This window comes from Bradyrhizobium sp. AZCC 1719 (assembly GCF_036924525.1).
GTDB lineage: Bacteria > Pseudomonadota > Alphaproteobacteria > Rhizobiales > Xanthobacteraceae > Bradyrhizobium.
The window spans coordinates 2412782-2424377 of sequence record NZ_JAZHRU010000001.1 but is presented as its reverse complement, the minus strand read 5'-3'; the positions used below and the strand labels follow the sequence as shown (position 1 = coordinate 2424377).

The following is an 11596-nucleotide window of genomic DNA, read 5'->3' as shown; positions in this document are numbered from 1 at the left end:
CGAAATATCCTTCAAGAGCGCTTGCTGATCCGGGTAGCCTTCTCTGCATCGTACCACCAGATGTCGGGGAAGGCCGACAAGCCATATTTTGGCATTTCCGCAGGACGGCTGAAGCGATCCCAACGCACCGTGCGCTGTTTCGGATAGGTCCACTGCGGCACGACGTAGTGATTCCACAATAGCACCCGGTCGAGCGCTTTGGTGGCCGCAATGAGGTCTTGACGATCCGTAGCGAAGATGACGCGGTCGATCAGCTTGTCGATTGCCGGATTCTTGATTCCAACGTAGTTGTCCGATCCAGGCTGGTCAGCGGACTTCGAACTCCAGTGCTCACGCTGCTCGTTGCCCGGCGACAGCGACTGGCCCCACGACGAAATCGTCAACATGTCGTAATCCCAGTTGCGAAGCCTGTTCTGATATTGGATCGCATCGACACTACGAACAGAGACCGAAATGCCGATCCGTTCCAGAGAAGGTTTGTAAAACAACGCGACGCGTTCGAAAGCCGGATCATCGGCACGCGACAACAGCTCGATTGAGAACGGCTCACCGCTTGCGACGTTGACGAGCTTTCGATCACGAACCTCGAAGCCCGTCTCCTTCATCAGCCTTAGCGCTTGCTGCAGATTGCTGCGGACCGCTTCCGGACTTCCTCCAACCGGATTGGAGTAGGCGGTCGTGAAGACCTCCTTCGGAACCTCCGCCCGCACGGACTCGAGAATCTCCAGCTCCTTTCCGGTCGGAAGCCCGGTTGCCATCAATTCGTCGATGCCGTGGAAATAGCTGCTGATCCGCGTGTATTGCCCGAAGAAGATTTGCTTGTTCATTTCTTCGAAGTCGAACGCGAAATTCAGTGCCAGTCGCACGCGAGGATCGGCAAACTTGCTGCGGCGAGTGTTCGGCACAAACGCCTGCATCACCCCCGATCGCCTGTTGGGGAATTCCTCCTTCAACACTCGCTTGTCGGTCACCGCAGGAAAGTCATAGGCTGTCGCCCAGTTCTTCGCGCTGTTCTCGACACGAAAATCGACCTGATCGCCTTTGAAGGCCTCAAGCGCGACCGTTGCATCTCGAAAATAGTCGTAGCGGAGCTCGTCGAAATTGGCACGGCCGACATTGACCGCAAGATTGCGGCCCCAATAGTCCTTCACACGCTCAAACGTGATTGACCTGCCAGCAACAAACTCCTTCACCCGGTATTGGCCAGACCCGAGCGGCACTTCCAGGGTGGTTGCGGAGATATCGCGCTTGCGTCCCTCGCCGTCAGTTCCTTCCCACCAATGCTTGGGCAGGACATACAGCTGGCCGACGATCAGCGGGAGCTCGCGGTTGCCCGGACCATCGAAGACAAATTTCACCTCTCGGTCGTTCAATTTCTCGGTCTGTACAACGTGTCGATAGTATTGCGAAAACTGCGGATGATGCTTCTTGAAGGCTTCCAGCGAGAAGATGACGTCATCGGTGCTGACCGGCTTGCCGTCGTGCCATTTCGCCTCCGGCCGCAGGCGATAGATCACCCAAGAGAAATCGTCGGGATGGCAGACGGCCTCGGCGAGTTCGCCATACTCGGTCGAGGCCTCATCAAGCGACGCTGTCGTCAGAGTTTCATAGATGAGCGGGATCGCGCCGGCGAGCGCGCCCTTCACGCCTGCGACCACCATATTAAAATTGTCGAAGGTCCCGAAGGCGGCGTTGCGGACGGTGCCACCCTTGGGCGCGTCCGGATTAACGTAGTCAAAGCGCTTGAAGTCGGCGGGGTATTTGATGTCGCCGAACAGCGACAGGGCATGCCGAAAGACCGGCTCGCCCGCGCTCGATTGTGCGTGGGCCGACGAAATTGCCGGGATGCCTGGGGCCAGCCCCAGCGCAGGCACCATAGCGGCGGCGGCGCTGCTTTGAAGGAGGTATCGTCTGGTAATTGCCAAATGCAGAATTCCTGTTGCTGACCCAGTATCCATACCTTCGAAGTCGGTGATCTGCCCGCCGCCCCTGCCACGAACTACGCAAACAACAAGGCGGAGCTAGTGAGGACCCAATATAAGGCAAGGGTTCGACGAATTACGTTGCTTTTTCCTCATGATAGCAGCTTGGGAACACCGCCGCTGCGGCGAATAGTCCCGGTAACAACTCCGACAACAACGATGCGATCCCACATAGCGAAACGGCCAGGCGATGCCTGGCCGTCATGCCGTGACAAGTCCATGCCGGACTGACGAAATATTACTTCGCCGCCGTCGGAAGCGGAGCCGGGTTTTCCGAGAGGCTGCGCAGATAGGCGATCACGTCGGCGCGCTCGCTGTCCTTCGGGATACCGGCAAAGCCCATCGCCGTGCCCGGAACGAAGGCCTTTGGGATTGGCGAGGAACTTGTTGAGGTCCTCATAGGTCCAGGTGCCGCCCTTGCCCTTCAAGGCGGCCGAGAAGTTGAACCCGCCGCGGCCCTGGCCCTTCGGCTCGTTCAAGACGCCGTACAAATTGGGGCCGACGCGGTTGGGGCCGCCCTTTTCGAACGTATGGCAGGCAGCGCACTTCTTGGCGGCGGCGGTGCCCTTCTCGACGGACGCGGTCTGCAAGAGCTTCTCGATCGGCTCGGACGGCGCGGCGGCTTCCTTGGCTGCACCGTGAGAGGTGTCTTCCTTCACGGCGATCTCGAAGCCCGGCTTTTCCGGCTTCACGGGCGCAAAAATCGCCTGGGCGGCAAAGCTCGTCACCAGAAGAAGAATGCAGGTGCCAAGGACAGCACCAAGAATTTTGTTGAGTTCGAAGGAGTCCATAACGGGATCAGGCTCCAGGCCGGAAAGGTCGACTGAAGGCCGGCAAAACGGCCGCGGGTGGGCGTGAGGAATCAGCCTTTCGCGCCGCACCCTCAGCAGGGTTGAGATATCGGTTTGCCCGGGCTCTGGCAACCCGTATAAACGCGCCGAATTTCGTCCCATCCCCATCAAAACCAGCTGTCCCGCCGGGCCTTCAGACGATGACCGATTCCCGTATTTTGGTGCTGATTCCCGCCCGGATGGCGGCGACCCGGCTACCGGGCAAGCCGCTGCTGGATATCGCCGGCCTGCCGATGATCGTGCATGTGCTGCGGCGGGCGGAAGAAGCCAAAATCGGCCGGGTTGCGGTTGCGACCGACACGGTCGAGATCGCCGACGCGGTGCGGGCTGCCGGCGGCGAGGCCGTGATGACCGGTGCCTCCCACGCTTCCGGCTCCGACCGCATCCACGAGGCCATGCTGGCGCTCGACCCGGCCGGCAGGGCCGAGATCGTGGTCAATCTGCAGGGCGATTTCCCGACGATCATGCCGGACACCATCCGCGCCGCGCTGCCGCCGCTCGACGATCCCGCGGTCGACATCGCGACGCTGGCCTCGCAGATCCACACCGAGGAGGAAGACCGGGCGCCAAGCGTGGTGAAGGCGGTCGGCTCGCCGATCGGTCCAAACCGGCTGCGTGCACTGTATTTCACCCGCGCCACCGCGCCTCACGGTGACGGACCGCGCTACCACCATATCGGCCTCTATGCCTACCGCCGCGCCGCGCTGGAGCGGTTCGTGGCCTTGCCCCCCTCCCCGCTGGAGCAGCAGGAAAAGCTCGAACAACTCCGTGCGCTGGAAGCCGGGATGCGGATCGACATCACCATCGTCGATAAGGTGCCGCGCGGCGTCGATACCCCGACCGACCTCGAAACCGCCCGCCGCATACTGGCAAATAGCTGATCGGCTGCTAAAAGGCCCGCCAGGAAAGACAACATGACCAAAAAGCTCAAAATCGCATTCCAGGGCGAGCCTGGCGCCAATTCCCATATCGCCATCGTCGAGGCCTATCCGGACGCCGAGCCGTTGCCGTGCGCGACCTTCGAGGACGCGCTGTCGGCAATCGCCTCGGGCGAGGCTAATCTCGGCATGATCCCGATCGAGAATTCGGTGGCGGGGCGCGTCGCCGACATCCATCATTTGCTGCCGGCGTCCGGCCTGTTCATCGTCGGGGAATGGTTTTTGCCGATCCGCCATCAATTGATGGCGCCGAAGGGGACAAAGCTCGCCGACATCAAGACGGTGGAGAGCCACGTCCATGCGCTCGGCCAGTGCCGCCGCATCATCCGCAAGCTCGGCATCAAGCCGATCGTCGCCGCCGACACTGCCGGCAGCGCGCGCGACGTTTCCGAACGCAACGACAAAAGCGTGGCCGCGATCGCGTCACGCCTGGCGGCGCAAATCTACGGCCTCGATATTCTTGCCGAGGACGTCGAGGACGAGGCGCACAATACCACGCGCTTCGTGGTGCTGGCGCGCGAGGCTGACTGGGCCAAGCAAGGCTCGGGGGCGCTGGTCACCACTTTTGTTTTCCGGGTGCGCAATTTGCCCGCTGCGCTCTACAAGGCGCTCGGCGGTTTCGCCACCAATGGCGTCAATATGACCAAGCTCGAAAGCTACATGGTCGACGGCAATTTCTTCGCCACCCAGTTCTATGCCGACGTCGACGGCCATCCCGACGACAAGGGCCTCGCCTTTGCGCTGGAAGAGCTGAAGTTCTTCTCGCGCGAATTCCGCATCGTCGGCGTCTACCCGGCGCATCCGTTCCGCGCGACCTTCAGCGAGAAGTTGGATTGAGGGACGCGCGCACGTCTGCCCGCATCTCCCGGCGCACGATTACTGACGTAGGCGCGGAGAGCACAGATTCGTGACGTGCAGCAGCCGGGTGCTTACCAGCGAGCTGCGAGTTGCGCGGCATTAACGGTGCAGCGGATACGGATATTAAATGCGGTACTCGCCCGGCATTATCAGCCGGCGTACGCCCGCTCTCCGATCACCACCGGCCGTGCCAGCCCCATCCTGGACGCGGCCCCCATCCTGGACGCGGGCCCCATCCTGGGCGCGGGCCCCATACCGGGCGCGGACGCCAAACTGGCGGGCCACCCCAAGCATAGGCGCCGCGCCATCCCGGACGCGGACCCCAGCCGCCATAGACGCCCCATCTTGGACCCGGACGCCACCAGCAGCGCCCCCAAGCGTTGCAGACCCAGCGGACCTGCTCGACATCATTGGCTTGGCGTGAAATCTGGTCGGCCTGCGGAAGGCCGTTCGGCATCGCAGCGGAAGCCGAGCCGGCGGTGAGCACAACGCCGCCGAGGGCGGCCAACCCAACAATAGCAGATTTCAGTTCCATGGTTTGTCTCCGTGGTTGGAGACCTCAACAACCTCTTTGACAACGTTTGGTTGCTTCCAAGATCCGAAACCAGCGCAGGGTAAGCTCAAAAAAATGAGAGGAGATTCGAACAAAAGTCATCACGACCTTAAGTCATCATTCCGGGTTCGTGCTGCGCATCGCCCCGGAATCACGGTAGCTACGCAGCGGCCTTGTTGCCCAACCCGAACGCATCCGCCAGCAGACTATACGACTTCTTGCGTGCGTCGTGGTCGTAGACCGCCGTGATGATCATGAGTTCATCCGGCTGGCTGGCCGCGATCATCGGCTGCAGCTTTGTCAGGATGGTCGCCGGGCTGCCGACGAACAGCCGCGAGCGGTTGCGCGCGATCGAGGCGCGCTCGGCATCCGTGTACGGATAAGCCAGCGCTTCCTCCACGCTCGGCAGCGGCAGATATTGTCCGCGATCACGGCGCAGGCGGTTGAGGTCCATCGAGGTCGCGAGTTGTTCGGCTTCCGCGTCGGTCTCGGCGGCGACCGCTGCGACGGCGAGAATGCCGTGTGGCGTTTCCCGCCAACCGGACGGCTTGAAATGGTTGCGGTAATTCGTCATCGCCGCGATCGCGTCGTAGGAAGCAAAATGATGCGCGAACGCGAAGCCCATGCCGACTTGCGCCGCCAATTCCGAACTGTAGTCAGAGGAGCCGAGCAGCCAGATCGGCGGCAGCGGCGTATCATCCGGCATCGCCACCACGTTGTTGTAGGGATGGCCGGCCGGAAAGCCGCGGGTCTCCCACAACACCAGTTCGCTCAGCCGTTCGAGAAAATCGTCGCCCTCGCGGCGGTCGAGCCGGCTGCGCAGCGCATGGGCGGTGGCGCCATCGGTGCCGGGCGCGCGGCCGAGGCCGAGATCGATGCGGCCGGGAAACAGCGCCTCCAGCATCTTGAAGCGCTCGGCCACCACCAGCGGCGCATGGTTGGGCAGCATCACGCCGCCGGAGCCGACGCGGATGTTTTTGGTCACCGCGGCGATCTGCCCGATCATCAAATCAGGCGCGGGGCTCGCCACCGACGCCAGATTGTGGTGCTCGGCGAGCCAGTAGCGGACATAGCCGAGCCCATCGACATGGCGCGCCAGATCAATGCTGTTCTGCAGCGCGGCGGCGGGTCTTGTGCCTGTGGTGACGACGGAGAGATCGAGGACGGAAAGCGGGATCATGGCGTTAAACTAGTGCGGCAACGGGAGGCGACAAAGGCCTGGCCGGCGCAGAGCAGGCCCGCGCTTGTGGGGAAAAGAGCGCCACATCGCACCGCTGGAGTGGGACGAAATGTGACAAATTTGATAATTTGTACTTCTGCCCACCACATAACACGCCCTCTTCACCAGAAACTCTTTTACTATCTATTGTATTTGCTGCATAATTTACCATGAGCGTCGCCCACTAAACTCCTCGATCAAGACATAAAATTCGTATATTTTGTAGGTATTGGGCCACTTCCCATCTCCAATGGGCTGTTTGGCCCGCCCTGTTTCGCTTATTTTAGCGCATCGTCGCTACGGCTGACGTTCGCCCATCGTTTCGGAGCTTTGTGAAGTGCCATGACCGAGGTTACGCCCCCCGCTTTCGACGGCCATCGCGCGCTGCATTCGCCAAAGATCTCCTTTGAGTTCTTTCCGCCCAAGACCGAAGAGATGGAGCGGAGCCTGTGGGAGACCATCAACCGGCTGGCGCCGCTCGCCCCCAATTTCGTCTCGGTGACCTATGGCGCAGGGGGATCGACCCGCGGGCGGACCCATTCGACCATTGCCCGCATTCTGAAAGAGACGCGGCTGACGCCTGCCGCGCACCTGACCTGCGTCGGCGCGCCCAAGGGCGAGATCGACGACGTGGTGGCGCGCTATCACGAGATCGGCGTCCGCCACATCGTGGCGCTGCGCGGCGATCCCACCACCGGCATCGGCACCGCCTATCGCGCGCATCCGGACGGCTATCAAAGTTCGCCCGACCTGATCGCGGGCATCAAGAAGCGCTTTCCCGATATCGAAATCTCGGTGTCCGCCTATCCGGAAAAACATCCGGAGAGCCCGACGATCGACGCCGATATCGATACGCTCAAGGCCAAGGTCGACGCCGGCGCGGCGCGAGCCATTACGCAAGTGTTCTTCGATAACGATCTCTACTTCCGCTACCTCGACCGCGTCCGCGCCCGCGGCATCGATATTCCGGTCGTCCCCGGCATCATGCCGATGCACAATTTCAAGCAGGCGCGCAGCTTCGTGACCCGCGCCGGCACGACGGTGCCGGACTGGCTCGCCGACAAATTCGAAGGCCTGGATGACGACGCCGAGACGCGCAAGCTCGTCGCCGCCACCGTGGCGGCCGGACAGGTGCAAAAGCTCGCCAAGCACGGCGTCGATACCTTTCACTTCTACACCATGAACCGCGCGGACCTCGTGTTCGCGATCAGCCATCTGCTGGGCATCCGCCCCAATGGCGCACAGAAAGCCGCCTGATCCGATGACTTCTTCAATTTCGCCCAAGGTTTCGCCGAAGCGAACCGCCCTGCTCGCCGCCGCCCGCGAACGCATCCTGGTGCTCGACGGCGCCATGGGCACCATGATCCAGGGCCTGCAGTTCGACGAAACAGCGTTTCGCGGCGAGCGTTTCAAGGACTTCCATCGCGACGTCAGAGGCAACAACGACTTGCTGATTCTGACGCAGCCGGAGGCGATCGAGGACATCCACGCCGCATACTTGCGCGCCGGCGCCGACATCGTCGCGACCAACACGTTCTCCTCCACCTCGATCGCGCAGGCCGACTACGACATGTCGGACCTCGCCTATGAGCTGAACCGTGACGGCGCAAAACTCGCCCGCGCCGCCGCCGAGCGCGTCTCGGCCGAGGACGGCAAACCGCGTTTCGTTGCCGGTGCGCTCGGCCCGACCAATCGCACCGCCTCGATCTCGCCCGACGTTTCCAATCCCGGCTATCGCGCCGTCACCTTCGACGATTTGCGCAAGGCTTATGGCGAACAGGTCAACGGCCTGCTCGACGGCGGCGCCGACCTGCTGCTGGTCGAAACCATTTTCGATACGCTCAACGCCAAGGCGGCGCTTTACGCGATTTCGGAAATCACCGAAGAACGCGGCATCGACGTGCCCGTGATGATCTCCGGCACCATTACCGACAAATCAGGCCGCCTGCTCTCCGGCCAATTGCCGGAAGCGTTCTGGAATTCGATCCGCCACGCCAAGCCGATCACCGTCGGCTTCAACTGCGCGCTCGGCGCCGAGGACCTGCGCGCCCACATCGCCGATATCGGCCGCGTGGCCGACACGCTGGTCTGCGCCTATCCGAACGCCGGCCTGCCCAACGAATTCGGCCAGTACGACGAGACGCCGGAATATATGGCGCGGCTGATCGGCGAGTTCGCGGAAGCCGGCCTTGTCAACATCGTCGGCGGCTGCTGCGGCACCACGCCGGACCATATCGCCGCAATTGCCGCCGCGGTCGCTCCGCACAAGCCGCGCATCGTCCCCGTGATCGAGCCGCGGCTGCGGCTGTCGGGGCTGGAGCCGTTCGAACTGACGCCGGCGATTCCGTTCGTGAACGTCGGCGAGCGCACCAACGTCACGGGCTCGGCGAGATTCCGCAAGCTGGTCACCGCGGGCGATTACACCGCGGCACTTCAGGTGGCTCGCGACCAGGTCGAGAACGGCGCGCAGATCATCGACGTCAACATGGACGAGGGGTTGCTGGATTCGGAAGCCGCGATGGTGACGTTCCTCAACCTCGTCGCCGCCGAGCCGGATATCGCGCGCGTGCCGGTGATGGTCGATTCCTCGAAATTCCATGTGATCGAGGCCGGCCTGAAATGCGTTCAGGGCAAGCCGGTGGTGAACTCGATCTCGATGAAGGAAGGCGTGGAGAAGTTCATCCACGAAGCCCGCATCGCACGCCGCCATGGCGCAGCCGTCGTGGTGATGGCGTTCGACGAGATCGGCCAGGCCGACACGTTCGCGCGCAAGACCGAAATCTGCAAGCGCGCCTATGACATCCTGGTCAACGAGGTCGGCTTTGCGCCCGAGGACATCATCTTCGATCCGAATATCTTTGCGATCGCGACGGGTCTCGAAGAGCACAATAATTACGGCGTCGACTTCATCGAGGCGACGCGCTGGATCCGGACGAACCTGCCGGGAGCGCATGTCTCCGGCGGCGTCTCGAACCTGTCGTTCTCGTTCCGCGGCAACGAGCCGGTGCGCGAGGCGATGCATTCGGTGTTCCTGTATCACGCCATCCATGCCGGCATGGACATGGGCATCGTCAATGCCGGGCAGATGATCGTTTATGACGATATCGATCCCGAGCTGCGCCAGGTGTGCGAGGACGTGATCCTCAACCGCGACCCCGGCGCGTCGGAGCGTCTCTTGGCGCTGGCGGAAAAATTCCGCGGCAAGGAGAAGCAGACAAAAGAGCAGGACCTCGCCTGGCGCGAATGGCCGGTCGAAAAGCGGCTGAGCCACGCGCTGGTGCACGGCATCACCGAGTTCATCGAGGATGACACCGAGGCCGCTCGGTTGACAGTCGAACGCCCGCTGAATGTGATCGAAGGACCGCTGATGGCCGGTATGAACATCGTCGGCGACCTCTTCGGCGACGGCAAAATGTTCCTGCCGCAGGTGGTGAAATCGGCACGCGTGATGAAGCAGGCGGTCGCCTATCTGATGCCGTTCATGGAAGAGGAGAAGGCGCGCAACCTCGCCAATGGCGTCACCGGCGACGGCCGCAACGCTGCCGGCAAGATCGTGCTGGCGACTGTCAAGGGAGACGTCCACGACATCGGCAAGAACATCGTCGGCATCGTGCTGCAATGTAACAATTTCGAGGTGATCGACCTCGGCGTCATGGTGCCCGCGACCAAGATCATCGAGACGGCGAAAGCGGAAGGCGCCGACATCATCGGGCTATCGGGCCTGATCACGCCCTCGCTCGACGAAATGAGCTTTCTGGCCGGCGAGATGGAACGGCAGGGCATGAAGATGCCGCTGTTGATCGGCGGTGCGACGACGAGCCGCGTCCATACCGCCGTGAAGATCGATCCGAACTATAAGGGCGGTCCGGTGGTGCACGTCAACGACGCCAGCCGCGCGGTGGGCGTAGCGTCGTCGCTGCTCTCGCCGGACAAGCGCGAGGCCTATGCCGCCGACATCCGCGCCGAATACGCCAAGATTTCCGCGGCACATCTGCGCGCGCAGGCCGACAAGAAGCGGCTGAAGCTTGCGGATGCCCGCGCCAATGCGGTCAAGGCCGATTTTGCCAAATCGCCGCCGAAGAAGCCGTCGTTCCTGGGGCTCAAGACTTTTGACGCCTATGATCTGGCCGAGCTTGCCGAATACATCGACTGGACGCCGTTCTTCCAGACCTGGGAATTGACCGGGCGTTTCCCGGCCATTCTCGACGATCCCAAGATCGGCGAGGTCGCACGCTCGCTCTATGACGACGCGCGCAAGATGCTCGATCGCATCATCAAGGAGAAATGGTTCGCCGCGCGCGCGACCATAGGCTTCTGGCCGGCCAATACCGAGGGCGACGATATCGCGGTTTATGCCGACGACAGCCGCAAGCAGAGGATCGCGACGTTCCATACGCTGCGCCAGCAGTTGGAGAAGCGCGAAGGCCGCTTCAACGCCGCATTGTCGGATTTCATCGCGCCTGCGTCGTCGGGCGTATCAGACTATATCGGCGGCTTTGTCGTCACGGCAGGAATCGGCGAGGACGCGGTCGCCGACCGCTTCAAGAACGCCAATGACGATTACTCCTCGATCCTGTGCAAGGCGCTGGCCGATCGCCTCGCGGAAGCCTTCGCCGAGCGGATGCATCAGCGCGTCCGCAAGGAGTTCTGGGGTTATGCGCCGGACGAGGCGCTGAGTTCCGACCAGTTGATCCTCGAGCAGTATGCCGGCATTCGCCCGGCGCCCGGCTATCCCGCGCAGCCCGACCACACCGAGAAGGCGACGCTGTTCCGCCTGCTCGATGCGGAAAAGACTGCCGGCGTGAAGCTGACCGAGAGCTTTGCGATGTGGCCGGGCTCGTCGGTATCGGGGCTTTATTTCTCGCATCCCGAAAGCTTCTATTTCGGCGTCGGCAAGATCGAGCGAGACCAGGTCGAGGACTATGCCGCGCGCAAGGGCATGAGCGTCGCCGAGACCGAGCGCTGGCTGGCCCCGGTGTTGAATTACATCCCTTCGCAGGAACAGCCCGCGACGAAGGCGCCAGCGGCGGAGATCGTCCCCGCCAACGACGTCGACTCGAAGGATTTAACCTCGCATCCGCCCGGCTGCACCTGCGCCGTGCACCTCGCCTGGCGGAAGAAGGCCGTGGGAGCTGGATAACTCGCTTTCTTCCCTTCTCCCCTTGTGGGAGAAGGTGGCGCGAAGCGCCGGATGA

6 protein-coding genes and 1 pseudogene are annotated in these 11596 nt (G+C 62.3%); 4 read left to right on the top strand and 3 right to left on the bottom strand.

Annotated elements, in window-relative coordinates:
* Positions 1-11 precede the first annotated feature (11 nt).
* Entirely contained in the window at positions 12-1925 is a 1914-nt protein-coding gene (locus V1292_RS11415; RefSeq protein ID WP_334377007.1) for an extracellular solute-binding protein, read from the bottom strand.
* Positions 1926-2220: 295 nt separating this feature from the next.
* Positions 2221-2773: pseudogene (locus V1292_RS11410) on the bottom strand (c-type cytochrome).
* Positions 2774-2973: 200 nt separating this feature from the next.
* On the opposite strand from V1292_RS11410, the gene V1292_RS11405 reads away from it, so the two are divergent.
* Both V1292_RS11405 and V1292_RS11400 read left to right on the top strand, forming a co-directional pair.
* Positions 2974-3714, top strand: coding sequence for a 3-deoxy-manno-octulosonate cytidylyltransferase (locus V1292_RS11405; protein ID WP_334372579.1), 741 nt, complete (start codon positions 2974-2976; stop codon positions 3712-3714).
* Positions 3715-3747: 33 nt separating this feature from the next.
* The gene (locus tag V1292_RS11400) at positions 3748-4608 is read left to right on the top strand and encodes a prephenate dehydratase (protein ID WP_334372577.1); all 861 of its coding nucleotides are present in this window, start codon (positions 3748-3750) and stop codon (positions 4606-4608) included.
* Positions 4609-5342: 734 nt separating this feature from the next.
* On the opposite strand, the gene V1292_RS11395 is transcribed toward V1292_RS11400, so the two are convergent.
* Entirely contained in the window at positions 5343-6362 is a 1020-nt protein-coding gene (locus V1292_RS11395) for an LLM class flavin-dependent oxidoreductase (protein ID WP_334372576.1), read from the bottom strand.
* A 381-nt stretch (positions 6363-6743) separates the two neighbouring features.
* Between V1292_RS11395 and metF the strand changes: the two genes are divergently transcribed.
* Both metF and metH read left to right on the top strand, forming a co-directional pair.
* Positions 6744-7658 (top strand): methylenetetrahydrofolate reductase [NAD(P)H], encoded by a 915-nt coding sequence (metF, locus tag V1292_RS11390; RefSeq protein WP_334372575.1) that lies wholly within the window; start codon positions 6744-6746, stop codon positions 7656-7658.
* A gap of 4 nt (positions 7659-7662) precedes the next feature.
* Complete coding sequence (gene metH / locus V1292_RS11385; RefSeq protein WP_442895516.1) at positions 7663-11541, top strand: methionine synthase; 3879 nt, start codon at positions 7663-7665, stop codon at positions 11539-11541.
* The last annotated feature ends 55 nt before the right edge of the window (positions 11542-11596 follow it).